Source organism: Actinophytocola gossypii (assembly GCF_025165815.1).
Lineage (GTDB): Bacteria > Actinomycetota > Actinomycetes > Mycobacteriales > Pseudonocardiaceae > Actinophytocola > Actinophytocola gossypii.
On the sequence record NZ_JAFFZE010000019.1, the window covers coordinates 166,917 to 192,384 of the forward strand.

Consider the following 25,468-nt stretch of genomic DNA (forward strand, 5'->3'; position numbering starts at 1 on the left):
GGTTCACCGGGATGGCTTGCCGCCCATCCGCAGCGCCACGGTCATGCCGGCGCCGAGCACCACGACCGCGCCGAGGATCCACACCCAGACCGGCAGGCCGCCGTCGTCGCCACCGCTCTCGGCCGAGTCGGACGCCTGGTCGTCGGTCTCGTCCTCGGCCGGCGCCGGGGTCCCGTTGCCGGCCGTGCCCAGGGTGAACTTCACCTCGCCGGACACCGGGTGCCCGTCCGCGGACAGGATCCGGTAGCCGATCGTGTACTCGCCGGTCGGGCCGAGCTCGTCGACCGTCGCGGTGACCACGTTGCTCGACACCTCGGCCGGCCCGGTCGCCCAGGTCGAGCCGTCCGGACCGGTCACGGCGACCGAGTTGAGCCCCTCGCCCTTCTGCACCGGCTGGTCGAACGTCAGCTCGACGGTCGACGGGCTCTGCTCGACGGTGGCCTCGTTCTCCGGGTTGCTGCCGATCAGCTGGTTGTGCGCGAGCGCCGGGGTGGCGAGCCCGACCACGGCCAGGCTCGCCACCACGAACGTTCCGGCGACCCGCGCGACGAGCCGCCTCACTGCTGGCCGGCCCGGCGGGCCCGCATCATGGCGCCCGCACCGAAGCCGAGGCCGAGCGCGCCGACCACCAGGCCGGCGCCGCCGAGCCAGCGGGCGGTGCTGTCGGAGGCATCCTCGGCGGCGGCGGTGTCGTCGGACTCCTCGCCGTCGGTCTCGTTCGCCGCCGGCGCGGCCCCGCCGTGCGCGTCGTCCTCGGACGCCGGGGCCAGCTCGATCACCGGCGCCGGGCTCTCCGGCTCCTCGCCGTCGTCACCCGGCACCTGGTCCCAGGCCACGACCTCGTTGCTCTCGTAGGTCTGGATCGCCGGGATGACCAGCTCCTCGACCTCGGGCAGCGGGCCGACGGCCAGCTCGAACTCGCCGAACTCACCTGGCGCGATCCGGGTGCCCTGGTTCGCCGTCCAGGTCACCGAGCTGGCCGCCTCGGTGATCTCCGCGCCGTGCGACTCGATCGGCTCGTCGAGCGTGGCCATGGTGACCTGGGCGGTCCAGCCCGGCATCGGCTTGGGCCGCACCGAGCTCATCGGCGCGTCGGCCGGGAGCTTGATCTCGAGCTTGACGGTGCCGCTGTCGTCGCGCTCGTTCGGTACCCGGAAGGTGATCTTGCTGTACGCGCCCTGCTCGGCCGCCTCGCCGATGATCTTGGCGGTCACGTGCGCCGACGCGACGCCGCTGCTGAGCAGAAGGGCCGTGCCGGTGGCGACGACCAGCGCGCCGGCGCGCGCGAATCGGTTGGACATGGTTGGTTGACACTCCTGATGTCGGGGGAGAACGCCGTACCTCTCGACAAGCGGTACGGCGCGTGGGGGTGACGGGGTTCAGGAGTGGACCGGGGGGCCGCGGCGCGGGATGGCCCGGCGCAGTGTGACCTCGAGCAGGACGCCCGGCCGGGAGGTGACCCTGGCCGGAATCGGCCGGGCCGGGCCGGCGGGCGGCGCCGGGCAGAGCGCCTGGAGCCGGCCGGCCAGCCAGCGCACCGCCGCCGCGATCCGGGCGATCGCGCCGCCCGCGCGGACCAGCAGCACCGCGGAGAGCACGGTGGCCGCCGCGTGCGTGCCGAGCATCAGCCAGCCGTTCACCGACTCCGCCGGGGCGTGCACGTGCGCGATCTCGGTGAGCAGCACGTGCTGGGCCGCCTGGGTGGCGGCGAGCACCCCGACCAGCGTGACCAGCCCGCCGCGCCGGGCCAGCGACGCGCCGCCCCAGGCGAGCAGGGTGGCCAGCAGCGCGGTCAGCGACGAGTCGGCGACGGTACCGCCCGCGCTGCCGTGCGCGGTGACGGTGAGGGCTGCGACACACGCGCCGAGCAGCCATCCCGGCACGTCGTGCGTGCCGGATGTGCTCGTCGGGCGGCCCATGACCACCAAGCGTAAGGGGACTCGATAGCGCAACACCAGTGCGTCCAGGCTTGCCAGCAAGGTCGACATACGACACGGTGTGCCGGCAACAACAGCAGTGCGGACGGGAGGTGACCTGGGGTGACGCTCTGGGAGTTCGTCGGCGATCGCTGGTCCCGCCTCGCCATCGAGGCCTACCAGCACGCCAGCGTCGTCATCCAGTGCACGCTGATCGCCGCCGTCATCGGAATCCTGATCGGGGTCGCGGTGTACCGCAGCCCGCTCGGCTCGATCGTGGCCACCGCGCTCGCCAGCACGGTCCTCACGATCCCGTCGTTCGCGCTGCTCGGCCTGCTGATCCCGGTGCTCGGTCTCGGGGTCGCGCCGACGGTCACCGTGCTCGTGCTCTACGCCCTGCTGCCGATCGTGCGGAACACGATCGTCGGCCTCGGCGGCGTGGACGCGGCGGTCACCGACGCGGCGAGAGGCATCGGGATGAACCGGGTCGCCGTGCTCACCAGAGTGGAGCTGCGGCTCGCCTGGCCGGCGATCCTGGCCGGCATGCGGGTCAGCACCCAGATGCTGATGGGCATCGCCGCGATCGCCGCCTACGCCAAGGGGCCGGGCCTCGGCACCGAGATCTTCTCCGGCCTGAACCGGGCCGGCGCCGCCAACGCGACCAACCAGGCCCTCGCCGGCACCATCGGCGTGATCGTGCTGGCCCTGGTCGTCGACGGCCTATACCTGATCATCGCGCGCCTCACGACCTCAAGGGGGATCCGTGGCTGAACCGTCCGTCGCCATCGAACTCGACGAGGTCACCAAGCGGTACCCCGGCCAGCGGGAACCCGCCGTGGACGGGTTCACCATGAGCATCAACCCCGGCGAGATCACGATCTTCGTCGGACCGTCCGGCTGCGGCAAGACGACCACGATGCGCATGATCAACCGGCTGATCGAGCCGACCAGCGGACGCATCACGATCGGCGGCGAGGACACGCTGTCGCTCAACCCGGACGAGCTGCGCCGCCGGATCGGCTACGCGATCCAGCAGGCCGGCCTGTTCCCGCACCAGACCGTGGCGCAGAACGTCGGTGTGGTGCCCGGCCTGCTCGGCTGGTCGAAGGCGAAGATCGCCGAGCGGGTCGACGAGATGCTCTCGCTGGTCGGTCTGGACCCCGGCGAGTTCGCCGGCCGCTACCCGCGCCAGCTCTCCGGCGGCCAGCAGCAGCGCGTCGGCGTGGCCAGGGCGCTGGCCGCCGACCCGCCGGTGCTGCTGATGGACGAGCCGTTCGGCGCGGTCGACCCGATCACCCGGGGCAACCTGCAGGACGAGCTGATGCGGCTGCAGGCCGAGCTGCACAAGACGATCGTGTTCGTCACCCACGACTTCGACGAGGCGGTCAAGCTCGGCGACCGGATCGCGGTGCTCGGCGACCGCTCGACGATCCTGCAGTACGACACGCCAGAGGCGATCCTGGCCAACCCGGCGGACGACACGGTCGCCGGATTCGTCGGCGCCGGCGCCTCGCTCAAGCAGCTGACCCTGATGCGGGTGCGGGACATCGAGATGGCCCAGGCGGTCACCGCCACCGAGGACGAGTCGCCGGCGACCGTGCGGCAGCGGATCGAGGCCGAGGGCAGGCGGTACGCGCTGATCCTGGACAAGCGGCGGCGGCCGCTGCGCTGGGTGCACTTCCGCCAGCTCACCGGCTCCTCGATGGCGGGGATCGGACGCCCGGTCGGCGACCAGGTGAGCGTCCAGTCCACGCTGCAGGACGCGCTGGAGGCGATGCTCACCGAGGGCGGCGACGCGGTGGTCACCGGAAACCGCGGCGAGTACGTCGGCACCGTGCAGCTGGACACGGTGGTGACCAGGATCCGCGAGCTGCGTGAGGAGCACGCGTCATGAGCACCGACACCGACACGGGGGCGGTGCTCAACGTCGAGTCCGGCTCCCGGCGGGCCGAGCTGGTGCGGCTGTTCCTGCAGCCCGCCGCCGCTGTCGTGCTCGTCGGCGGCGTGCTGATCTGGGCGTTCAGCACCGAGCTGGACGCGCTCGAGGTGGTGACGCTGAACGCGACGACACTGTTGCGCACCACCTGGGAGCACGTGCTGATCACCGCCGCCGTGACCGTGCTGGTGGTCGTGGTGGCGATCCCGCTCGGCGTGGTGCTGACCCGCCGGTGGGCCAGACGGATCGCGCCGATCTTCGTCGGCATCGCCACCATCGGGCAGGCGGCGCCGGCGATCGGCGTGATCGTCCTGTGGTTCCTGCTGACCCAGCAGGAGGGGCTGTGGGCGGCGGCCATCCCGCTGACGTTCGTGTCCCTGCTCCCGGTGCTGCGCAACACCATGGTCGGCATCCAGCAGGTCGACCCGGCCCTGGTCGACGCCGGCCGGGGCATCGGCATGTCGTCGTTCACCGTGCTGCGCCGGGTGGAGCTGCCGCTCGCGGTGCCGCTGATCCTGGCCGGCCTGCGCACCTCGCTGGTGCTCGCGGTCGGCACCGCGACGCTCGCGCTGTTCGTCAACGGCGGCGGGCTCGGGTTCATCATCGACACCGGCTACAAGATCGCGCGCACGCCGGTGCTGCTCACCGGCGCCACTCTCGCGGTCGGCCTGGCGCTGATCGTCGACTGGCTCGGCGCGCTGGCCGAGCGGTACCTCGGACCGAAGGGGCTGCGATGAAACGGCGTTTGGCCGCGCTCGCGGCCGTCGGCGCGCTGGTGGCCGGGACGTCCGGCTGCGGGCTCGGCGCCGGCTACGACCTGCCGTTCGAGGTGGCGCCGGGATCGATCGAGCCGGTGCCCGAGCTGGAGGGCGTCAAGATCAGGGTGGGGTCGAAGAACTTCACCGAGCAGATCCTGCTCTCCTACATCGCCGAGGTGGCGCTGACCGCCGCCGGCGCGGACGTCGAGGACATGACCAACATCCAGGGCTCGCCGGTGGTCCGGCAGGCCCTCGAGGTCGGCGACATCGACCTGTACTGGGAGTACACCGGCACCGCCTGGATCCAGTTCCAGCAGCAGACCACGCCGATCCCCGACGAGCAGGACCAGTACGAGGCGGTGAAGAAGGCCGACCTGGAGCAGTTCGGCATCGCCTGGCTGGACTACTCGCCGGTGAACGACAAGTACGCGCTGGCCACCACCCGCGAGTTCGCCGACAAGCACGGGTTGAAGACCATGTCGGACATGGTGGCGCTGGTGCGCAAGCAGCCCCGGCTCGGCACGTACTGCATGGAGTCGGAGTTCATCAGCCGGCAGGACGGCCTGGTCGGCGCGGAGCAGAAGTACGGCTTCGACGTGCCGAACAACCGGATCAAGACCTTCGGCATCGGCGCCATCTACGCGGCGCTGGCCAGCGGCAACGTGTGCAACTTCGGCGAGGTGTTCACCACCGACGGCCGGGTGCTGACCCTGGACCTGGCCGTGCTGGAGGACGACAAGAAGTCGTTCCCGCAGTACAACGCCGCGGTGACGGTTCGCGACGAGTTCCTCGAGGCGCACCCGGAGATCGCCGACGTGCTGGAGCCGGTGTCGGCGAAGCTGAACAACCAGCTGATCCTGGAGCTCTCGGTCAAGATCGACGGCGAGGGCATGGACCCGGCGGTGGTCGCCCGAGACTGGCTGGTCGAGGAAGGCTTCGTCACCGTTCCGAAGGACTGACACCGAGCGGGTCGCTCGCCGGTCCGGCAGGGTGGGGCGGGTGGATCTCGACGGACTGCGCGCCCGGCTGACCGAGACCGTTTCCGGGCACGTCGGCTTCGACGCCGGCACCAGGGCGCTCTACACGATGGACGCGTCGAACTACCGGCAGGTGCCGTGCGCGGTCGTGCTGCCGGACGGCGAGGACGACGCGGTGGCGGCGGTGGCGGCGGCGCGCGAGTTCGGCGTGCCGCTGGTGCCGCGCGGCGGCGGCACGAGCCTCGCCGGCAACGCCACCGGCGGCGGGCTCGTGCTGGACCTGTCGCGGCTGAACCGGATCCACGCGATCGACCCGGGCGCCCGCACCGCCAGGGTCGGCCCCGGCGTGGTCCTCGACGACCTGCGCGCGGCCGCCGGCGAGCACGGCCTGACGTTCGGCCCGGACCCGTCGACGCACAGCCGCTGCACGCTCGGCGGCATGATCGGCAACAACTCGTGCGGCGCGCACTCGGTGGCCTGGGGCACGACGCTGGACAACGTCGTGGAGCTGGACGTGCTGACCCACGACGGCCGCCGGCTCACCGTCGGCGCCGGCACCGACGTCCCGGAGCTGCGCGCGCTCGCCGACGAGAACCTGGCCGTGCTGCGCACCGAGTTCGGGCGGCTCGGCCGGCAGGTGTCCGGCTACCCGCTGCACGCGCTGCTGCCGGAGAACGGGCGGAACGTGGCCAAGGCGCTGGTCGGCACCGAGGGCACCTGCGTGGTGGTCCTCGGCGCGACCGTGCGGCTGGTGCCGGTGCCGGCCGCGCGGGTGCTGTTGGTGCTCGGCTTCGCCGACGACGTCGCCGCGGCCGACGCGGTGCCGTCGATCCTGCCGCACGACCCGCTGACCGTGGAGAGCCTGGACGAGCGGATCGTCGCGCTGTGGGCGTCCCGCAACCCGGAGCCACCGCCGGAGCTGCCGGCCGGCGGGGCGTGGCTGTTCGTGGAGCTGTCCGACGGCGCCGCGGCGACCGCGATCGCGGCGGAACTCGGGGTGCCGCACCAGGTGCTGGCGGACCCGGGTGCGCAGCGGACGCTGTGGCGGCTGCGCGAGGAGGGCTCCGGCATCTCGACGCGGATGGCCGACGGGTCGGAGGCGTGGCCCGGCTGGGAGGACACCGCGGTGCCGCCGGAACGCCTCGGCGCGTACCTGCGGGAGCTGCGCGCGCTGCTGGACCGGCACGGGTTGCGCGGGCTGACCTACGGCCACTTCGGCGAGGGCTGCATCCACATCCGGATCGACTGGGACCTGGTGAGCCAGGACGGGGTGGCGGCGTACCGGCGGTTCATCGAGGAGGGCGCCGACCTGGTCGCCCGGCACGGCGGCTCGCTGTCCGGCGAGCACGGCGACGGCCAGGTGCGGGCGGAACTGTTGCCCCGCATGTACTCCCCGGCGGCGCTGGCGCTGTTCGAGCGGTTCCGGGCGTTCTGGGATCCGGCCGGGATGATGAACCCGGGCATGGTCGTGCGCCCGTACCGGATCGACGAGAACCTGCGGTTCGCCGCGCTCAAGCCACTGCCGCTGACGACGGCGTTCAGCTACCCGCACGACGACGGCGACTTCGCCCAGGCGGCCCGGCGCTGTGTCGGGGTCGCCAAGTGCCGCAACCACTCCGGCTCGGTGATGTGCCCGAGCTTCCAGGTCACCGGCGAGGAGAAGCACTCGACCCGCGGCCGCGCGCGGCTGCTGTACGAGATGCTCGCCGGCGAGGTGGTCACCGACGGCTGGCGCTCCGAGGAGGTACGGGACGCGCTGGACCTGTGCCTGTCCTGCAAGGGATGCGCGAGCGACTGTCCGGTCAATGTGGACATGGCGACGTACAAGGCGGAGTTCCTGCACCACCACTACCGGGGCCGGCGCAGGCCGGCGTCGCACTACTCGATGGGCTGGCTCCCGCTGTGGCTGCGCCTCGGCTCCCGCACGCCCCGCGCCGCCAACGCCGCACTGGCGTCACCCCGGATGTCCCGTGCGCTCAAGAAGATCGGCGGCATCGCCCCGCGCCGCGACCTACCGGCGCTCGCACCGGAGCCGTTCACCCGATGGCTGCGGCGATCCACGCGGACGCGGGGCCGGCCGGTCGTGCTGTGGCCGGACACGTTCACGAACTTCTTCACCCCCGAGGTCGGCGTCGCCGCGGTCCGGGTGCTCCGCGCCGCGGGCTTCGAACCGTTGCTGCCCAAGGGATCCGTGTGCTGCGGTCTCACCTGGGTGTCCACCGGGCAGCTGTCGGTCGCCCGCCGCGTGATGCGTCGGACCCTGCGTGTCCTGGAACCGGCGATCGCGGCCGGACTGCCGGTGGTGGCGCTCGAACCCAGCTGCCTGTCCGCCCTGCGCGGCGACGTCCCGGACCTCACCGCCGACGACCGCGCGCGCCGGCTCGCCGACACCAGTCACACCCTCGCCGGCTTCCTCGCCACCCACGCTCCACAGTGGACACCGCCGAGGATCGACCGGACCGCGGTCACCCAGGTGCACTGCCACCAGCACGCCACCCTCGGCTTCACCGCCGAGACCCGCCTGCTGGCCGACGCCGGCATCACCGTCGACCGGCTCCCCGCCGGCTGCTGCGGCCTCGCCGGCAACTTCGGCTTCGAACCCGACCACTACGAGGTCTCCCAGGCACTGGCCGAACGCGCCCTGTTGCCCGCGGTCCGCGCGGCGTCGCCGGACACGCTCGTACTCGCCGACGGGTTCAGCTGCCGCGTCCAGGTCGCGCAGAACAGCGACCGCCGGGCCGTGCACCTGGCCGAGGCGCTCGCCGCCGGCCTCTGACCAGCTACAGCCCGAGTCGGGACAGCAGCCGCTGCTCCAGCTCGTCCAGCTCGGTGCTCGTCGCCCGGTGCGCGGCCTTGCGGCGGGCGGGCGGCATCCGCTCGGCCGCGCGCACCACCGCGGCCAGCTGCTCCAGCGTCGTCTCGGACCGGGCCGCGAAGTCCTTGTCGTCGGCCGTCGCCGCCGGCCGGTCACGCAGCTCGGCGATCGCCCTGGCGACCCCGGTGATCCGCGCGTGCAGCGCCCCGCCCTTGCCGGAGAACCGGGCGATCTCCTCCACCGGCACCCCCAGCCGGCGGGCCTTCATCCGGTCCAGCCGCTCCCTGGCCTCGCCGAACGCCCGCACCGCCAGCGGCGCGACCACCGGGATCACCGCCGGCCCGACGACCTTGAACACCCCGAGCGCGTTCTTCGCCCGCTTCGGCGTGAACCGCGGGTCGCCGGGCGTGGGCTCGGTCACCTTGCGCTTCCTGAGTGCCATGCGGGAAAACCTACTGCGCCCGGCGCCCGTGAGCACGGCGGCTACCTGCCAAGTTCTGTCAGAGTGAGCGCCTAGACTGCACACCGTGACAGTGCTGCTCGACGCGGGCGTCGTGAACCGCTGCCGCCGTCGGGTGCACCTCGAGCACGACGCGGCGATGGCCGGCGTGCCCACCGCGCCCCCCGACCCCACCGCCGAGCAGCGCAAGGCCGACGCCGCCGCCCACCGGCGCGCCGTCGCCGACGACATCGCCGCCCGCCTCGGCGGCGCCGAGGCCGGCTGGACCGAGATCGAGCGCGGCCCCGACGCGCGCTCCGTCGACCGCGAGGCCGCCACGCTCGACGCGATGGCCGCCGGCGCCCGGTTCATCTGGGCCGCCCAGCTCCCGCGTGACCACGCCGGCAACCGGCGCGGGCAGATCGACCTGCTGGTCGCCACCGGCACCGGCTACGTCCCGGTGCTCGTGGTCCGGCACAAGGTCAGCGATCCCGGCCAGGGCGCGCAGACCTCCCCGCTCGCCACCCCGGTCCCGTCCGCCCGCGGCACCGACCAGACCCGCAAGGTCCGCCCGCAGCCCCGCGACCAGCTGCGGCTCGCGCACACCTACCGGCTGCTGGAGGCGTGCGGCCACGCCGACGGCTCCGCGCTCGGCGGCGTCGTCGGTCTCGACGGCGACGTGGTCGTCTGGCACGACCTGACCGCGCCGACCTGGCCGGGCGGCCGGGGCGCGCTCGCCGAGTACGACGCCCGGTTCGCCGACCGGCTCGCCATCGCCACCACCGCCGAGGCCGGGGGCGAGGCGCTGGCCCAGCCGTCCCGGATCGTCGAGTGCCGCAGCTGCCCGTGGTGGCCGGTGTGCGAGGCCGACCTGGAGCGCACCCGGGACGTGAGCCTGGTGGTCCGCGGCGAGGAGGCCGCCACCCTGCGCGGCGCCGGCGTGCGCACGGTCGACGACCTGGCCGTGCTCGACCCGCACGACGAGTCGCTGCCGCCCACCGGGATGCCGCTCACCGACGCGGTCGGCCTGGCCAAGGCGTGGCTCGCCGACCTGACCGTGGTGCGCCGGGTCCCCGAGGTCACCGTGCCGCGCGCGGACGTCGAGGTCGACGTGGACATGGAGAGCTTCGGCGACGCGGGCTCCTACCTGTGGGGCGTGTGGCTCTCCGGCGCGGACGTCGGCGAGGAGCACGGCTACCGCGCGTTCGCGACCTGGGAGCCGTTGCCCACCGACGACGAGGCCCGCTCGTTCGCCGGCTTCTGGCAGTGGCTGACGCTGGTCCGGCTGCGGGCCGCCGCGCGCGGGCTGAGCTTCCGCGCCTACTGCTACAACGAGCTGGCGGAGAACCGCTGGCTGCTGGCGTCGGCGAAGCGCTTCGCCGGCAAGCCGGGCATCCCGACCACCGAGCAGGTGCAGGCGTTCATCACCTCGGACTCCTGGTTCGACCTGTTCGGCAGCGTCCGCGACCACTTCCTGTGCTCCCGCGGCAAGGGCCTCAAGACCATCGCCCCGGTCGCCGGCTTCCGCTGGCGCGACCCGGAGGCCAGCGGCGAGAACTCGATGCGCTGGTACCGCGACGCGGTCGGCATGGACGGCGCCGCCCCGGAGCCGGAGCAGCGCCGCCGCCTGCTGGAGTACAACGAGGACGACGTGCGGGCCACCTTCACCCTGCGGAACTGGATGTCCTCGCCCGCCGTCCGCGAGATCCCGTACGTCGGTGACCTCTAGCGGCGATGTCTAACGGGGTGCCATCCGCAGTGCCCCATCCATCCGGATGACCTCGCCGTTCAGGTAGTCGTGCGCAATGATCGACCGGGCGAGTGCCGCGTACTCCGCCGGCGTCCCGAGCCGCTTCGGGAACGGCACCCCGGCGGCCAGGGCCTCTCGGACCTCCTCGCCGACCGTCGCCAGCATCGGGGTGTCCACGATGCCCGGCGCGATCGTCATCACCCGGATGCCCAGCGACGCCAGGTCGCGGGCGGCCGGCAGGGTCAGCCCGACCACGCCGCCCTTGGACGACGCGTACGCCGCCTGCCCGATCTGCCCGTCGAACGCCGCGATCGACGCCGTGTTGATCACCACGCCGCGCTGCCCGTCGCCGTCCGGCTCGGTGCGGCCGATCGCCTCCGCCGCCAGGGTCAGCACCGTGAACGTGCCGACCAGGTTGACCTCGACGACCTTGCGGTACAGGGCGAGGTCGTGCGTCCCCTTCCTGGACACGATCCGCGCCGACGGTCCGATACCCGCGCAGTTCACCACCACCCGCAGCGGCACTCCCGACCCGGACGCCGTCGCCACCGCGGTCGCGACCTGGTCCGCGTCGGTGACGTCCGCCTCCAGGTAGGTGACGCCGTCGACCGGGGGCGCGGCCTCGATCGCCCCCGCCAGGTCGAGCGCGAACACCCTGGCCCCGTCGGCCGCAAGCGCTTGCGCGGTCGCTCCGCCCAGGCCGGACGCCCCGCCGGTCACGATCGCCGCGGTCTGGCTGATCCGCATGCCCTGTCCCTTCTCTCGGCTGATCCCCGGCCGGAAGGTTAACCGGGCGTCAGCGCCGCCCGGGCGGGCAGATCTCGTCGAGCAGCCGCAGGTCGTCCGGCGTCGGGTGCCACTGGGCGGCGCCGGCGTTCGCGGTGGCCTGCTCGGGCGTGGTGGCGCCGGCGATCACCGAGCCGACCGGGCGCTGCGCGGCCAGCCAGCCGATCGCCACGGTGGCCATCGGAACGCCGCGTTCGTCGGCGAACGCGCGCAGCTTCTCGATCCGGTCCCACGGCGCGTCGGCCAGCAGCCGGGTACGGCCGGCGAGCCGGGCGTTGGCCGGCGGCTCGGTGTCGCGGTGGTACTTGCCGGTGAGCAGCCCGTTGGCCAGCGGGAAGTACGGCAGCAGCCCGAGCCCGAACCGCTCGCAGGCCGGGATCACGTCCCGCTCGGCCTCCCGCTCCAGCAGCGAGTAGTGGTTCTCCGCGGCGATCGGCGCCAGCACGTGCCGGGTGCGGGACAGCCACACGGCGTCCGCGATCTGCCAGCCGGCGAGGTTGCACACCCCGCCGTAGCGGATCAGGCCCTCGCGCACCAGGTCGTCGAGCGCGCCGAGGGTCTCCTCGATCGGGGTGTCCGGATCGGTCCGGTGCAGCTGGTACAGGTCGATCCAGTCGGTGCCCAGCCGCCGCAGCGACGCCTCGACCGCGCGCTTGACGTACCGGCGCGACCCGCGCGCGCCGAAGTCGGGGCCGTTGGCGCCCTGCATGTCGACGCCGAACTTGGTGGCGATCACCGCGTGGTCGCGTCTACCGGACAGTGCCTGGCCGAGCAGCTCCTCGCTGCGCCCGCGCGGTGCCCCGTACACGTCGGCGACGTCGAACAGGTTGATCCCGGCGTCGATCGCGGCGCCGATGAGCGCGCGGGACCCCGCCAGCGACTCCGCCGCGGTCCCCGGGCGGCCGAGGTTGTTGCAGCCGAGCCCGACGACGCTGACGACCAGACCGGATTCTCCCAGGTGACGCAACTCCACCGGCCCAGGCTACTGAGCCGGACCGCCCCGATCCAGCAGTCGAACGTTGGGTGGTACGCGGGCCGCTCTGGCAGGCTGTGCCTCATGAGCAGTGCACCCCAGGGTGACAAGGCGAGCGACAAACCCACGGCCGCCGACTGGGTCGCCGGCCACCTCTCCGACCAGGTCCGCCGCACGGTCGTGGTGACCGGCGCGAACAGCGGTCTCGGGTTGGAGACCGCGCGTGTCCTCGGCGGTCTCGGCGCCACGGTCATCATGACCGCTCGGGACGTGGCGAAGGGCGAGCGGGCGCTGGCCGAGCTGCTGGCCGAGCAGCCGGGGGCGAAGCTCGAACTGCGCCAGCTCGACCTCGCCGACCTCGACTCGGTGCGGCGCTTCGCCGACGGCGTCGAGGAGCTGGACGTGCTGGTGAACAACGCCGGCGTGATGATGCCGCCGCACAACCGCACCGTCCAGGGGTACGAGCTGCAGTTCGGCGTCAACCACCTGGGCCACTTCGCGCTCACCGGCCTGCTGCTGGACAAGCTCGGGCAGGCCGAGGAGGACGCGAGGGTGGTGACGGTCAGCTCGATGCTGCACAAGCGCGGCCGGATCCACTTCGACGACCTGCACGGCGAGCACGGCTACTCGCGGTCGAAGTACTACAACCAGTCCAAGCTCGCGAACGTGGTGTTCGGGCTGGAGCTGAACCGCAGGCTGCGCGCGAACGCCGTGCCGATCAAGAGCGTGCTGGCCCACCCCGGCTACTCGGCGACCAACCTGCAGGAGACCGGCCCGACCGGGATCGGGAAGCTGCTGCTGAAGGTCACCACCAGGCTCGCGGCCCAGGAGGCGGCGATGGGCGCGCTGCCGCAGCTCTACGCGGCGGCCGGCGCGGACGTGGAGAGCGGCCAGTTCTGGGGCCCGGACGGGCGGGGCGAGTCGAAGGGCTTCCCGACGCTCGTGGAGCCGCTGGACGCGGCGCGGGACCGGGAGCTCGCCAAGCGGCTGTGGATCATCTCCGAGGAGCTGACCGGCGTGCGGATCCCGCTGGAGCCGTGACGGCCCGGTTGCCCGCCTTCGACGGCTGGTCGTAGAGCGCGGCGACGAGCCGCACCAGGAACACGATCGCCACGATCACGACGACCAGGATCTGTACCCACATGCTCGCCTCCGGACGGGTTTGTGCATGCGACGCACCGGATGCTCGCGCCGTTCCGGCGCCGGGTGCGGGACGGGCGCCGGGACACGCCGGTGGTCGTCACCCGTTCGGGCTAGCGACTAGTCCGAACGGTGGCGCCCCGGGGTTCGCCGGCCGCTGTCGGGATCGTCGCCCTCACCCGGCCAGGTCGGCCGGTTCTTGCCATCGGGGGCGGGTGGCGCCGCCCGCCGCGCCGCGCCACGGGCGGGAACGAACCGGGTGGCGTCGGCGGGTGCCGGTTCCGGGGCGCGGCGACGGCCGCCGCTGCCGTCGCGGATCGTGCCGTTGAGGATGTCCTCGGCTCGCCGCCTGCCGTTGCGCGGGGACGAGGAGCCCAGGTCGTGGCGGTGCCCGTTCCTCGGGGGCTGCTGCGCGTCGTCGGCACCCGGCCAGCGGTGGGCTTGGCCGTTGCGGACCGGCGTCCCGTTCGGCGTCCCGATCGGTGTCCCGTTGGTCGGCTTGCCGTTGACCGGCCGTCCGTTGCGCTCGGGGCGCTCGTCCTCGACCGGCCACGGGCGCAGGCCGGCGGGCGAGTTGTTCGGCTTGCGGTCCTCGGCGCGGCCGCGCGGCGGGACCGGCGTGCCGTTCGGCGCGCGCTGGGGCGCCGGTGTGCCGTTGGGTCTGCGGTCCTCGACCGGCCGGCGCGGCGGCACGGGTGGGCGCCGCGCCGGTGGTCCGGGTGGGCGGCGGCGCGGGCGCTCGACCGGCTGGATCTTCTCGGTCTCCACCTCGACCGGAACCGGCCGGGGCGGTGGCCGCCTGCGTGGCGGGGGCGCGACCGGCGGGGTCTTCTCGGTCGGCTCCTCGGCCGGCTCGTCCTCCGCGTAGTCGTCCTCGTAGTCCTCGTCGTCGTAGTCGTCGTAGTCGTCCTCGTAATCGTCGTCGTCGTCCTCGTCGGCGCGGTCGTCGGGTTCCGGTTCGCGGACCTTCTCGCGGCGCCGGGACAGGCGTCTGGCCAGGTTGTGGCTCGGTCGCTCGACGAACCGGTACGACAGCTCCGCCGCCAGCGCCGTCGCCACCAGCGCGACCAGGAAGCTCAGCCACACCGGCAGCGAGTCGAACACCAGGTGCAGCACCGGGAACGCCACCGCGCCGTGCACCAGGTAGAGCGAGTACGTCCGCTCCGACAGCTCCGTCCAGAACCGCCGCTGCCGCAGGTGCGGCTCGGCGAACAGCCCGATCAGGAACACCAGCAGCGCGAGCCCGACCGGGAACACCCTCGGGATGTAGTTCGGGTCGATCTCCAGGTGCCCGGCCCACACGAACAGCAGCCACGCCACGGTGACGAACACGCCGGCCAGCCATGCCGGGATCCGCCTGCTCCACGCCGCCCACATCGCCTGTCCCATGATCGGGATCAGCGTGTACGTCATGTTGATCACGAGCGCGCGGTACTCGTCGCCGAACGCGCGGTAGGTGATCAGCAGCATCGCCACGATCCACAGCTGCACCGAGATCGCCAACCACAGCCTGGTGCGCAGCAGCGGCAGCAGCGCCACCACCATCACGTAGAACAGCACCTCGACCGCGAGCGTCCAGGCCACCCCGACCCAGGCGCCGAACGGCCGGTCGATGAAGTTCCACAGCGACAGGTTCGACAGCACCGAGCCGAAGGTGATGTCCATCGGCTTGCTGGCCAGCGGTCCCAGTTCGAGGGCGAGCAGCACCGCGCTCACCCCGACCACGACGAACAGCAGCGGGTAGACGCGCAGCAGCCGGTTGACGCCGAACCGCTTCGGCCCCAGCTTGAGCGCGATCGGGGTGATCACGAAGCCGCTGATCAGGAAGAACAGGGGAACCGCGATCCCGCCGATGCCCTGGTCGTTCAGCCGGAGCGGGTCGACGATCGTGGTGTCGATCGCGTCGCCGACGGGGGTGTGGCTGTCCTTGTGACCGACGATGAAGTTGTTGTAGATGTGGGTGTAGACGACCAGTACCGCGGCCAGCCCGCGACCGATGTCCAGGAACGCGGTGCGCGTCTTGTCCGGCACGAAGTCCGGACCAGCGCGTTCGCTAACCACTGCATCGCCCCCGACAGTCGACACCTGACGTCTCGCACCTTAGCGCGCGACTCGCCGTTTTCGACCCCTCTCCGATGCCGGCGGCCCGGCCGGGACCGGCAACCGGACGGGTGTGGGCGGTGGTGGCGGAGGCGGCTCCTCGGGCCGGCGGGCGCGGGACAGGTGTCTGGCCAGTCTGTCGCTGGGCCGGTCGATCAGGTGGAAGCACAGCTCGTTCACCAGCAGGGTGCCGCCGACCGCGATCGGCACGCTCTGCCACATCGGCAGCTCGTCGAACAGCAGGTGCATCAGCGGGAACGCCACCGTGCCGTGCAGCAGGAAGATGCCGTAGCTGCGCCGGGACAGCTCGGTCCAGATCCGCCTCGGCTTCAGGTACGGCTCGGCGAGCAACCCGATCATGAACAGCACCAGCGCGATGGTCAGCGGGTACGGCTTCGGGTTGTTGGTGGGGTCGATCGCCAGCTTCTCGCCCCAGCTGAACATGAGCCAGGCGGCCGTGACGAACAGCGCGGCGAGCCAGGCGGGGATCCTGCGGTGCCACGCCGCCCAGATGATCTGGCCGATGACCGGGATGAGCACCCAGGTCATGTTCATCGCGAACGCCCGGTACTCGTCGGCGGCGACCAGCCGGTGGGTGAGGATCAGCACCAGGACCAGCGCGAGCTGGGCGGTGATGGCCAGCCACACCTTCCTGCGCAGCAGCGGCAGCACCAGGATGATCAGGCCGTAGAACAGGAACTCCACGGCCAGCGTCCAGGCGACCGCGACCCAGGCGCCGAACGGTCGGTCGATGAAGTTCCACAGCGACATGTTCGACAGGAACGAGCCGACGCTCACCTCCTGCGGCAGCGTGGACAGCGGGTTGTAGCGGCCGATCGAGAGCAGCACCGCGCAGATCGTCACCGCGACGATCAGCATCGGGTAGAGCCGCACCACCCGGTAGACGCCGAACCGGACAGCGCCCCGGCGCAGCGCGACCGGGGTGATCACGAACCCGCTGAGCAGGAAGAAGATCGGCACCGCCACCGTGCCGAGGCCCTCGTCGAGCTTCAGCTGGTCGAGCACCGAGCTCTGGAACCAGTCGGCGGGCGGCACCGGCGCGCCCTTGTGCGCGTGGATGAAGTCGTTGTAGAGGTGGCTGTAGAACACGAGCAGTGCGGCGAACACGCGAGCGACGTCCAGGAACACGGTCCGGTTGGAACCGGCGCGCACGTCCGGGGTGAGTCGGTCAGGCCGCACGGGCGGGCCTCCGCTCGGCGAACCGGCGGGCCAGCGCGGCGCAGGGTCTCTCCACCGCACGGTGCAGCAGCTCGGCCGTGACCAGCACGGCGGCCACCGCCAGCGGCACGGCCAGCACCGAGGGCACTTGCGGCCACAGCGCGGCCAGCACCGCGTACGCGACGGTCTGGTGCACCACGTACACCGCGAAGCTGCGGGACGCCAGGTAGGTGACCACCCGCAGCCGAGGCACCCGGTCGTCGGCGAGCACGGCCAGCACCACGAGCACCGCGGCCAGCGCGAGGGTCTGGTTGAACGAGTCGTCGTAGCGGCCGTACCAGGGCGCGTCGTACGCGGCGTACAGCAGCCAGCAGGTCAGGCCGAGGGCGAACCCGGCCCACGCCGGCACCCGCCTGGTCCACACCAGCCAGATCGCCTGGCCGAGGACGACCGCGGTGCCGAACGTGCCGATGTGCGAGATCGACCGGGCCGCCAGCTCGTCGAGGGTCGTCGTGACCGACGCGATCACCGAGCACAGCGTGATCTGCACGGCGACCGCGATCCAGGCGTCCCGGCGGAACAGGAACAGCAGGGCGCCCATCATCGCGTAGATCCCCAGCTGGATCACCAGCGTCCAGGCGACCCCCAGCAGCGGCACGTACCCGTCGACGAAGAAGTTCGCCAGCACCAGGTTCGCCAGCAGGTCGTCGAACCCGACCGACTCGCCGTCGTCGACCGGCACCGAGAGCGCCCCGGTGACGACCAGCACCCAGGCCAGCAGCACGGCCGCCATCAGCCCGGGGAAGATCCGCAGCAGCCGCTTGACGGCGAACTCGGCGACCCGTTCCTTCGTCGCCACGTGCGCCATGACGAACCCGCTGATCACGAAGAACAGCGAGACGCCGATGAAGCCGAAGTCGTCGTTCAGCCGCAGCGGCCCGATCACCCACTCGTCCAGGACCGTGCTGATCCCCAGTGGGTCGTCCTGCAGCTTGTACCAGGGGGAGATGTGCGTGTAGAGCACCAGCAGGCTCGCCACCGCCCGCAGCACGTCCAGCCCGTCGAGCCGGCGCCCCTTCCCGGTCCGGTCCGGGGTGGGTGGCGGCGGTTGGACCACGCGGGGTAACGGCTGGGTGATGTCCGGGTCGTGGGGACGTGCGGCGAGCTGCTCGCTCATCGCGTTCCCTCCCCGGCTTCCGTCACCCCGCGTGCCAAGCTACCCGACTCAGCTCAGCGGTCGTAGCCATAACGTGACGAAGCGGTCGGCACTGTCACGTGCCAAATCGACCAGCTCCTCGTCCGAGGTGGCCACGTCGGACGCCCGGTACCGGCCCGCCGCCGCGGCGTCGACGACCTCGTCGGTGACCGGGACCAACTGGTAGCCCCACGACCGGTACCTGGCCGCCACCTCGGCCGGCACGTCGCCGGCCTGCTCGATGGCGTCCGGGTCGAACTCGGTCAGCACGTGCGGCCGGCTGGCCTCGATCAGCGCCGTCATCCCGGCGAGCGCCCGCTGGTCGCGGCCCTGCGCGTCGCACTTCACCACGTCCACCCGGCGGTCGCCGATGCCGGCGAGCCCGTCCAGGCGCAGGCCGGGCACCTCGACACCGCCGGTCGGGTCGATCCGGTTGTCGCCGGTGTTGCCCTCGGCGGACAGCGCCAGCCGCAGCGGGCCGTCGGCGTCCCAGGCGGCGCCCTCCACCAGCGTGAGCCGGGCGGCGACCTCGGGCGGGACGTTCGCGGTCACGTTGCGGCACAGCAGCTCGCGGACCGGCGCCCACGGCTCCACCGCGTACACCGCGCCCTCGGCGCCGACCCGCCGCAGCCCGCGGACGGTGAAGTAGCCGACGTGCGCGCCGATGTCGACGAACACCCCGCCGGCCGGCAGCAGCAGGTCGGCCAGCCGCGACTCGGCGGCCTCCCAGGTGCCGTACCGGCGCAGCCACGGCAGCACCACGGTGTCCTCGGCGGGCAGCCGGATAGGGCCGATGTCGGTGATCACGGTCTGGCTGGGTACCGCGCCGCCCTTCGGCGCCGGGTCGACCAGGTCGTGGTGGCGGAGCAGCCCGGTGCGCAGCCGGGGCACCTCGGTGGTCAGCTCGGCCGCGGTGGCCTCCATCCCGGCCATCCACTCGGCGCGCTCGTGCAGCAGCGACATGATCCGGTGCTCCAGCTCGGCGATCCGGGTGCCGAGCCGGTCGGCCTGGCCGCCGATGCGCCGGTCCATCTCGACCGGCAGCGCCTCCTGGCCGGTCCGCAGCTCCCGCAGCTCGTCGGCCAGGCCGGCGTTCACCTCCCGCTGCGCCTCGGTGTTGCCGGCCTGGGTGTGCTCGAGCCGTTCGATGCGGGCGAGCAGGTCCTGCTGACCGGCGGCGAGCTGGCCCATGCTGGCGCCGACGCCGTCCATCAGCTCGGTGAGCACCGCGCGCTGGTGGTGGTCGTAGTGGTCGAGCACCCGCAGGATGCCCCGGCGCAGCGCGGCCGCCATCGGCACCTTGCTTGCCGCGGCCGGGTCGGCCCGCCAGCGCAGTGCCTCGCGGCTGTGCTCCAGCGGAGCCAGCGGGCTCGGCCGCTCCCGCTCGACGCGCCGGTGCAGCCAGGTGCCGTGCGCCTCCTCCAGCCGGGTGCGCACCCAGCGGGCGGCGGCGGCCGCCGAGCGGGTGGCCAGCACGTGCCGGCGGGCGGCGGCCCCCCGGCGCAGCGCGGCCGCCGGGTCGGCGGCGATCTCCCGCAGCGCGGCGGCGGCCGCGTCGGTGTCCGGCTCGGCCCAGTGCGCGTCGCGCGGGTAGGGCTCGTTGCCGGGGCCGACCTCGACCAGCCGGTAGGGGACCGGCCAGCCGGTGTCGGCGGTGAGGAACTCGGCGGTGCCGCCGTAGTCGGTGGCCACCACCGGCAGCCCGTGCGCCATCGCCTCGGCCACGGTCAGGCCGAACCCCTCGCTGCGGTGCAGCGACACGTACGCGTCGGCGGTGGCGAAGAGCTTGGCGACCTCCTCGGCGCTGAGGTAGCCCTCGATCAGCTCGATCCGGTCGTCGCCGGCCGCGGCCATCCGCAGCCGCTCGCGGTCGCCGGGGTGCCGGTCGCCGTTGATCGACTTGATCACCAGCCGGACGTCCTCGCGGTCGCCGAACGCCGTGCGGAACGCGGTGATCGCGGCGAGCGGGTTCTTCCTGTCCAGGATGCTGTTGTGGTCGAAGACGAACAGGAACCGGGTGACGCCGCCGGCCGGCGGCGTCCGCTGCTCCGAGCCGGCGCCGAGCGGGTCGCGGACCGGCACCGGGAACGTGCGCACCGGCACCGGGGAGTGCTCGCGGATCGCGGCCGCGCAGAAGTCGCTGATCGTCCAGATCTCGTCGACCAGCGAGAACGCGGGGTGCATGGCCTCCGGGAAGGTGTCCAGCTCCCAGGACCACACGCCGATCACGTGCCGGTCGCGGGCCAGGTCCTGGTGCATCCGCAGGGTCTGCCCGGTCATGTCGGCGTTGACCACGAGCACGCTGACGCCGTACCGGGGGTCGCCGAGCACCGCGTCCGCCGGTAGCGGGTGCGAGGTGCGGCTGACCACGGTGAACTCCTCCACCGCGGTGGCCACCGGGACCCCGCTGTCCACCACGGCCTCGTGCACCAGCCGGCCCAGCTCGCCGACGCCCAGCTCGGCGGTGAGGTAGCCGAGCACGTTCGCGCCGAGGTCGGTGACCGGGGCGACCGGCTCGGCCGGGGGCCGGTCGGCGACCGCGGCGGCCGGCAGCGCACGCTCGTTGAGCCCCGAGGTCCGGCACCAGTGCCGGTAGCCCTCGGCGTCGGCGTGCAGCGGGTCCGGGTAGACCTGCCGCAGGTCCTCCCGGGAGTGCCAGAGCGCGTAGGACCAGCGGGACAGGCCGGCGCGCTCCTGGTCGGGGGTGGCCGGCGCGCACGCCCAGCGCAGCAGCTCCTCGGCGGTGTCGTCGCCGAACGGGTTCGGCGGCGCCGGGGTGCCCCGGCGCTCGGCGTCGACCCAGGCGGACCGGTAGGCGCGGCGCAGCGACATCGACACCGGGGTGCCGTCGGGGAGCGTGTTCCACCGGTAGGGGACGTCGTCGAGGGCACGCAGGTACCCGGCGTCGAACAGGTGGGTGCGGTAGTCCGCGGCCAGCTCGGCGAACAGCGGGTACTCCGACAGCAGCACCCGCGGCCGGTCGGCGTAGTGGGTGGAGGCCAGCCACGGCTTCTCCGGGCGGTAGCCGGAGAAGTGCACGAACCGCAGCGGGTGGCCGCTCGCGGTGAGCGTGCCGTCGGCCTCGAGGGCCAGCGGGCGCTGGTAGACGTTCCAGTAGGCGACGTTCCAGCCGGGGTCGACGACCTTGGTGTGGCGGAACAGCGCGGGCACGTTGTCCACCCAGCGCTGGTCGGTGAACAGCTGCTCGGTGACCGAGGAGATGGCGTCCTGGCGCAGCCGGTCGGCCCAGAACTGCAGGAACGGCGCCGCGTCCCGGGACACCCCGATGAAGCCCAGGTTGAACACCCCGGAGGCCATGATGTCGGCCTCGCTGGGCCGCAGCCCGTCGCGCGGCATCGGCTCCAGCACGTGCGGGGTCAGCACGATCTCGTGCTCGACCGCGAGCGCGCCGACCTCGGTGGCGAACGACCCGAACACCTCGATGTCCGGGTCGAGGTAGATCGCCACCTCGTGCTCGGCGAGCAGGGTGCGCAGCAGCCACGGCTTCACCGCGGTGCTCAGCTCGGTCACCGTGTAGGCCAGCGCCATCCGGCCGAACTCGGCCCGGTCGATCGCGATGTCGTCCGGGCCGAGGAACCGGACCCCGGGCACGTCGTGGGCGAGACCGGTCAGCTCGTCGGTGTCGGCGTCGATGACCAGCACCGCGAAGCCGGCGTCCGGGTGGTGGCGGCGGAACGACTCGGCCAGTACCCGCGCGGCGGGCACGTAGTTGCGCGCGACGATCGTCCCGGCACAGATCCGGGTCCCCGACCCGATCATCGAATCAGCCATCGACGGGTGACATCTCCAGTTGGTCGGCGAGCACGTCCTCGAACAGCTGGTTCGCCGCGTCCGCGTCCTGGCCGATGGTCTGGATGCGGATGAGGTCGCTGCCGGAGACGTAGTGCGCGCGGGTGAGCTGGCCGTCGGCGGTGTCCGGGTTCCTGGACGCCAGCACGCCGGCCGGCGCGTCGATCTTCTTCAGCTGGAACTTCAGCTGCAGCGCGGCGAGCTCGTCACGGGCGGTCGCGGCCGCGGCCTCGCTGGTCATCGTGGTGTAGACGACGATGACGGTGACGTCGTTGTCCCTGGACAGGGCCATGGCCGCGTCGCCGGCGCCGCCCTGCTTGTAGATGGCGACCTCCTCGGGGGTGAGGTGGTCGATGGTCTCGACGTCGGCGAAGGTCTCGATCCGGCTCAGGTCCTGCGGGCTGCCGGGCAGTTCCGCGATCGGGCCCTGCGGCTCGGTCTCGCTCGGCGGTGCGGTGGTCTCACTGGCCGGCGGGTTCTCGTTCCCGCCGGGGCCGGCCTCGGTGTCGCCCTCGTCCGGCCGGAACAGGAAGTACGCGCCCGCCGCGATGCCGACCAGCACCACGACGATCGCGATGATGCCGAACACCTTGGCCGGGCTGGACTTCTTCTCGGTCTCGAAGACCTCCGGGCCCTGTCTGGCCCAGTCCGGGGTGCCGGCCGCGGCCAGCGGCGGGAACTCCTGCCCGGCCCACGGCGGCGCGAGGTTCTCCTCGGCCTGCCACGGCGGCTGGTTCTGCTGGTTCTGCTGCGGGAAGCCCTCCGGCGGCGAGTGCGGCCCGGGCGGCGGCGCCGGGCGCAGCGGCCGGGCGCCGGCCTGCGCCTGCGGCGGCACGCCGGGCACGACCTGGGTGCGGTTCGGGTCGTCCGGCGGGGTGGCGCGCCAGCCGACCGACTGGGTGCGGTCGGAGTCGCCGAGGTCCTGGCCGGAGACGATCTGCGTCTTGTCCGCGTCGCCCTGCTGGTTCTGGTTACCCTGCTGGGGCTGCACGGGCGGCATCATCGTGGTCGACTCGCTCGAACTCGGCGGCTCAGCGCCCGGCGCGACGGCCGTGGACAGGATGTGGTCGCGGCGCGACCGGTAGTCGTCGGCCGAGATTCGCCCGGCGGCGAGCTCTTCGTCGAGCCTGCGGAGTTCGTCCTGCCAGGACACCCTGGTCTCCCTTCGTGTGACCGGCCCGCGGTACCTGGCCGTACTACTCCCCATCCCCGGGACACATTGTGCATGGGGTCGGTGTTTCGACTTCAGTCGGCCGGAAGCCGTTCCGTGAGTTCGGCCAGCACCTTCTGGAACGCCGCCCGCAGCGCCTCGGGGTCGGCGTCCGGCTTGGCGGAGGCGTTGAACTGGATCCAGACGTCGCCGGAGGAGTAGATGGCGATGAAGGTGCGCAACGCGGCGTCGGTGCGGCTGATCACCGGCGGGTCGCCGGCCGTGACCTCCTCGGCCGGGGCGAACCCGGCGCGCTGCAGGTGTTCGCGGGTCAGCACCGCGACCCCTTCCGCCCCGTTGGCCGGCGGGATGGGGGAGGCGGCCAGCAGGTACCCGATGCCGTCGGCGCCGGAGCCGCGGTAGACGACGTCCTCGGCGCCGTTGTCGACCAGCAGGGTGGTGTAGGGCTCGGTGAACAGCTTCAGGCCGAGGGCGTCCTGGACGGTCATGGTGCCGTTGTCCTGGCTGGCGTTGCCGGGCAGCTCGGGCAGCCGGGCGGCGATGTCGTCGGTGGTGGTGCGGGGCGCCTGCTCGCTGGTGGTGGCGGGCGGCTGCGCGGCGGGTGCCGGTTCACCGTCCTCGCGGAACACGAACCACCACACGCTGGCGCCGATGAGCGCGAGCACCACGATCGGCACGAGCACGCGCACCAGTAACCGGCCGCGGGCCGGTGCGGCCTCGGCGAACACCTCCTGGCCCTGGATCGGCGGCGCGGGCCGGTGGGCCGTCTGCTGCGCCCATGGCGCTCCAGGGGGCGGACCCTGCGGCGCCGGTTGGGCCGGTTGGGCGGGTTGCGGGGTGATCGTGTTCGCGTCGACGACCTGGGTGGTCTCGTCGGTGGTGTCGTTGCTGTCGACCTTGACCACGAGCGTGGTCTCGGCCGAGGCGGCGTCGCCGGCCGGTTCGGCGGGTTCGGCCGGTGCCGGCGGCTCGGCCGCGGGTTTGGCCGGCGCCCACATGTCCTCTGGCTGCCTGGCGACCGAGCCGCTGGAGGCCTCGGCGAGGATCTCGTCGCGGCTCTTGCGGTACTCGGCCGCGCCGATCTCGCCCCTGGCCAGGCGCGCGTCGAGCTGGCGAAGGCTCTCCTGCCACGTCATCTTTTGGATCTCTTCCACTAGCGGATCGGGCGTTTCTGCAGTTCCTGGCGCACGGTGGCGATGAACTCCTCGCTCAGCACGCCGAGGTTCCCGCGCGCGATGGCGCGCTCGACGATCTGCAGCACGACCACCTCGTTGGCGGCCATCGTGCGCGCGACCATCCCGGCGTCGTCGTCGACCGTGGTGTAGTACAGCTGGGTGACGTCGGAGAACGCGGCCGGTAGGTAGGCCGAGACCGGCAGGGTGAAGGAGTCGCCGAGCACCAGGGTTGGCCGGTGGACCATACCGGTGGTGGGCCTGGGGGTCCGCCGGACCGGCGCACGCAGGTCGGGCAGGACGCCGGCGTTCTCGAAGCTCTCCCCGTCGGCGGCGAGCTCGTAGGTGATGGCGCGGTTGTCGCCCTCGCGACCGATCAGCGGCGGCAGGTCGGCGTGCACGGTGACCTCGCCGCGCTCCCGGATCTCCCAGCTCTCGGTGATGTCGGGCTCGAGCCGCTCGGCGAGCTGGCGGACCATCTCGAGCGCGCCCTCGTTCGTCCAGTGCGAGTCGAGGGAGTAGTAGGGCGGGCGGTCGAACTGCTCGGCCACGTTCCGCAGCGGATCCCGCATGTCGAGCACGCCGTCGACCGAGCTGACCGCGCTCCACAGCTTGGGGGTGGCCTCCTCGGCGCACTTCTTGCCGGCGTAGCTGTCCGGGAGGTTCTCCGGCACCATCGTCCACTTGTCGGGCACGGCGACCATCACGAAGGTGCGCCCGGAGGCCTCCACCGCGTCCCGCAACTGCCCGATCCGCTGCGCCGTCTCGCCGAAGGACTGACCGGACTGACACTTCCCGGTGACGTCCTCGCCCAGGTAGAGCCAGCCGTCCTCACCCTCGATGACCCGGCGGTACCCGGCGGCGTTGGGCTCGTTGTTCGGGTTGTCGGGTTCGCTGCTCGGCCCGCCAGGACCACCCGGCAACGGCCCGGTCGGAGCGCTGGTCCCCTGATCGAACGGCGCCGGTTCCCCGAAGAACGTCTCGCTCACCCAGCCCGCCGCGTCGATCGCCTGCGCCCGGAACACGAGGTTGTCGGTCGCCCACGGATCCATCCCGGTGAGGAACCCCCACCCGTCGAACACGCTCGGGAACCCGGTCAGCTCGTGGTTCTCGAGTTCGACCGGCCGCATCCCCCCGATCCACATCAGGGCGGGAGCCGCGAAGAAGACCAGGGCACTCACGAGCGCGGTCAGCTGCCGCCCACCGTGCCGCGGCCGGTGCAGGGCGTGCTCACGGGGCATCCACGCCTCGTGGATCGGAGGCAGCCCGCCGACCGGTCGCCGATCGTCCAAGGTCACGCGCGATACGTTAGCCGGTGGCTCCGTGTGTTCGGCGCGAGTTGCCGACTCCG

20 protein-coding genes are annotated in these 25,468 nt (G+C 72.7%); 7 read left to right on the forward strand and 13 right to left on the reverse strand.

Annotated features, from left to right (window positions below; all coding sequences use genetic code 11):
* Positions 1 to 3: 3 nt before the first annotated feature.
* From JT362_RS26110 to JT362_RS26120, 3 genes are all read right to left on the reverse strand, one after another.
* Positions 4 to 561 carry a copper resistance CopC family protein gene (locus JT362_RS26110; RefSeq protein WP_260194391.1) on the reverse strand — a complete coding sequence of 186 codons (558 nt, stop codon included), beginning with the start codon at positions 559 to 561 and terminating at the stop codon, positions 4 to 6.
* Positions 558 to 1,301 carry a YcnI family copper-binding membrane protein gene (locus JT362_RS26115; protein WP_260194392.1) on the reverse strand — a complete coding sequence of 248 codons (744 nt, stop codon included), beginning with the start codon at positions 1,299 to 1,301 and terminating at the stop codon, positions 558 to 560. The genes JT362_RS26110 and JT362_RS26115 overlap by 4 nt, the downstream gene beginning before the upstream one ends.
* Before the next feature lie 78 nt (positions 1,302 to 1,379).
* On the reverse strand, positions 1,380 to 1,919 hold the full coding sequence (locus tag JT362_RS26120) for a hypothetical protein (protein ID WP_260194393.1): 540 nt from the start codon (positions 1,917 to 1,919) through the stop codon (positions 1,380 to 1,382).
* Positions 1,920 to 2,039: 120 nt separating this feature from the next.
* Between JT362_RS26120 and JT362_RS26125 the strand changes: the two genes are divergently transcribed.
* The 5 genes from JT362_RS26125 to JT362_RS26145 all read left to right on the forward strand — a co-directional run bounded on the left by JT362_RS26125 (position 2,040) and on the right by JT362_RS26145 (position 8,363).
* On the forward strand, positions 2,040 to 2,687 hold the full coding sequence (locus tag JT362_RS26125) for an ABC transporter permease (protein ID WP_260194394.1): 648 nt from the start codon (positions 2,040 to 2,042) through the stop codon (positions 2,685 to 2,687).
* Positions 2,680 to 3,810, forward strand: coding sequence for an ATP-binding cassette domain-containing protein (locus JT362_RS26130; protein WP_260194395.1), 1,131 nt, complete (start codon positions 2,680 to 2,682; stop codon positions 3,808 to 3,810). Before JT362_RS26125 ends, JT362_RS26130 begins: the two co-directional genes overlap by 8 nt.
* Positions 3,807 to 4,589, forward strand: coding sequence for an ABC transporter permease (locus JT362_RS26135; RefSeq protein WP_260194396.1), 783 nt, complete (start codon positions 3,807 to 3,809; stop codon positions 4,587 to 4,589). The genes JT362_RS26130 and JT362_RS26135 overlap by 4 nt, the downstream gene beginning before the upstream one ends.
* On the forward strand, positions 4,586 to 5,569 hold the full coding sequence (locus JT362_RS26140) for a glycine betaine ABC transporter substrate-binding protein (protein ID WP_260194397.1): 984 nt from the start codon (positions 4,586 to 4,588) through the stop codon (positions 5,567 to 5,569). Before JT362_RS26135 ends, JT362_RS26140 begins: the two co-directional genes overlap by 4 nt.
* A gap of 127 nt (positions 5,570 to 5,696) precedes the next feature.
* A complete protein-coding gene (locus tag JT362_RS26145) occupies positions 5,697 to 8,363 on the forward strand; it encodes an FAD-binding and (Fe-S)-binding domain-containing protein (protein WP_260194467.1) in 2,667 nt (888 codons plus the stop codon).
* Between the two features lie 4 nt (positions 8,364 to 8,367).
* Here the strand turns inward: JT362_RS26145 and JT362_RS26150 are convergent, their stop codons facing one another.
* Positions 8,368 to 8,844 (reverse strand): DUF6474 family protein, encoded by a 477-nt coding sequence (locus JT362_RS26150; RefSeq protein WP_260194398.1) that lies wholly within the window; start codon positions 8,842 to 8,844, stop codon positions 8,368 to 8,370.
* A gap of 91 nt (positions 8,845 to 8,935) precedes the next feature.
* Here JT362_RS26150 and JT362_RS26155 point away from each other — a divergent pair, with 91 nt between their 5' ends.
* Entirely contained in the window at positions 8,936 to 10,570 is a 1,635-nt protein-coding gene (locus tag JT362_RS26155; RefSeq protein WP_260194468.1) for a TM0106 family RecB-like putative nuclease, read from the forward strand.
* A gap of 9 nt (positions 10,571 to 10,579) precedes the next feature.
* Here JT362_RS26155 and JT362_RS26160 read toward each other — a convergent pair whose 3' ends face one another.
* Both JT362_RS26160 and JT362_RS26165 read right to left on the reverse strand, forming a co-directional pair.
* A complete protein-coding gene (locus JT362_RS26160) occupies positions 10,580 to 11,338 on the reverse strand; it encodes an SDR family NAD(P)-dependent oxidoreductase (protein WP_260194399.1) in 759 nt (252 codons plus the stop codon).
* A gap of 49 nt (positions 11,339 to 11,387) precedes the next feature.
* Entirely contained in the window at positions 11,388 to 12,350 is a 963-nt protein-coding gene (locus JT362_RS26165; RefSeq protein ID WP_260194400.1) for an aldo/keto reductase, read from the reverse strand.
* 84 nt (positions 12,351 to 12,434) lie between these two features.
* On the opposite strand from JT362_RS26165, the gene JT362_RS26170 reads away from it, so the two are divergent.
* Positions 12,435 to 13,391 (forward strand): oxidoreductase, encoded by a 957-nt coding sequence (locus tag JT362_RS26170; RefSeq protein WP_260194401.1) that lies wholly within the window; start codon positions 12,435 to 12,437, stop codon positions 13,389 to 13,391.
* A 219-nt stretch (positions 13,392 to 13,610) separates the two neighbouring features.
* Here JT362_RS26170 and JT362_RS26175 read toward each other — a convergent pair whose 3' ends face one another.
* The 7 genes from JT362_RS26175 to JT362_RS26205 form a co-directional block, all read right to left on the reverse strand.
* Positions 13,611 to 15,551, reverse strand: coding sequence for an acyltransferase family protein (locus JT362_RS26175; protein WP_260194402.1), 1,941 nt, complete (start codon positions 15,549 to 15,551; stop codon positions 13,611 to 13,613).
* 39 nt (positions 15,552 to 15,590) lie between these two features.
* Complete coding sequence (locus JT362_RS26180) at positions 15,591 to 16,790, reverse strand: acyltransferase family protein (protein ID WP_260194403.1); 1,200 nt, start codon at positions 16,788 to 16,790, stop codon at positions 15,591 to 15,593.
* Positions 16,780 to 17,946: an acyltransferase family protein gene (locus JT362_RS26185; protein WP_260194404.1), complete on the reverse strand. Its 1,167-nt coding sequence runs from the start codon at positions 17,944 to 17,946 to the stop codon at positions 16,780 to 16,782. The genes JT362_RS26180 and JT362_RS26185 overlap by 11 nt, the downstream gene beginning before the upstream one ends.
* 48 nt (positions 17,947 to 17,994) lie before the next feature.
* Positions 17,995 to 21,756, reverse strand: a complete 3,762-nt coding sequence (locus tag JT362_RS26190) for an FkbM family methyltransferase (protein WP_260194405.1) — start codon at positions 21,754 to 21,756, stop codon at positions 17,995 to 17,997.
* On the reverse strand, positions 21,749 to 22,927 hold the full coding sequence (locus JT362_RS26195) for a flagellar basal body-associated FliL family protein (protein WP_260194406.1): 1,179 nt from the start codon (positions 22,925 to 22,927) through the stop codon (positions 21,749 to 21,751). Before JT362_RS26195 ends, JT362_RS26190 begins: the two co-directional genes overlap by 8 nt.
* Positions 22,928 to 23,019: 92 nt before the next feature.
* Complete coding sequence (locus tag JT362_RS26200; RefSeq protein WP_260194407.1) at positions 23,020 to 24,099, reverse strand: SHOCT domain-containing protein; 1,080 nt, start codon at positions 24,097 to 24,099, stop codon at positions 23,020 to 23,022.
* The gene (locus tag JT362_RS26205) at positions 24,099 to 25,415 is read right to left on the reverse strand and encodes an alginate O-acetyltransferase AlgX-related protein (RefSeq protein ID WP_260194408.1); all 1,317 of its coding nucleotides are present in this window, start codon (positions 25,413 to 25,415) and stop codon (positions 24,099 to 24,101) included. The genes JT362_RS26200 and JT362_RS26205 overlap by 1 nt, the downstream gene beginning before the upstream one ends.
* Between the last annotated feature and the right edge of the window lie 53 nt (positions 25,416 to 25,468).

What these genes read in the sequence shown, in the direction of transcription:
- JT362_RS26115 (WP_260194392.1), bottom strand. Translation starts at nt 1,301, where the DNA reads ATGTCCAACCGATTCGCGCGCGCCGGCGCGCTGGTCGTCGCCACCGGC.
- JT362_RS26120 (WP_260194393.1), bottom strand. Translation starts at nt 1,919, where the DNA reads ATGGGCCGCCCGACGAGCACATCCGGCACGCACGACGTGCCGGGATGG.
- JT362_RS26135 (WP_260194396.1), top strand. Translation starts at nt 3,807, where the DNA reads ATGAGCACCGACACCGACACGGGGGCGGTGCTCAACGTCGAGTCCGGC.
- JT362_RS26140 (WP_260194397.1), top strand. Translation starts at nt 4,586, where the DNA reads ATGAAACGGCGTTTGGCCGCGCTCGCGGCCGTCGGCGCGCTGGTGGCC.
- JT362_RS26145 (WP_260194467.1), top strand. Translation starts at nt 5,697, where the DNA reads ATGGACGCGTCGAACTACCGGCAGGTGCCGTGCGCGGTCGTGCTGCCG.
- JT362_RS26150 (WP_260194398.1), bottom strand. Translation starts at nt 8,844, where the DNA reads ATGGCACTCAGGAAGCGCAAGGTGACCGAGCCCACGCCCGGCGACCCG.
- JT362_RS26160 (WP_260194399.1), bottom strand. Translation starts at nt 11,338, where the DNA reads ATGCGGATCAGCCAGACCGCGGCGATCGTGACCGGCGGGGCGTCCGGC.
- JT362_RS26170 (WP_260194401.1), top strand. Translation starts at nt 12,435, where the DNA reads ATGAGCAGTGCACCCCAGGGTGACAAGGCGAGCGACAAACCCACGGCC.
- JT362_RS26185 (WP_260194404.1), bottom strand. Translation starts at nt 17,946, where the DNA reads ATGAGCGAGCAGCTCGCCGCACGTCCCCACGACCCGGACATCACCCAG.
- JT362_RS26190 (WP_260194405.1), bottom strand. Translation starts at nt 21,756, where the DNA reads ATGGCTGATTCGATGATCGGGTCGGGGACCCGGATCTGTGCCGGGACG.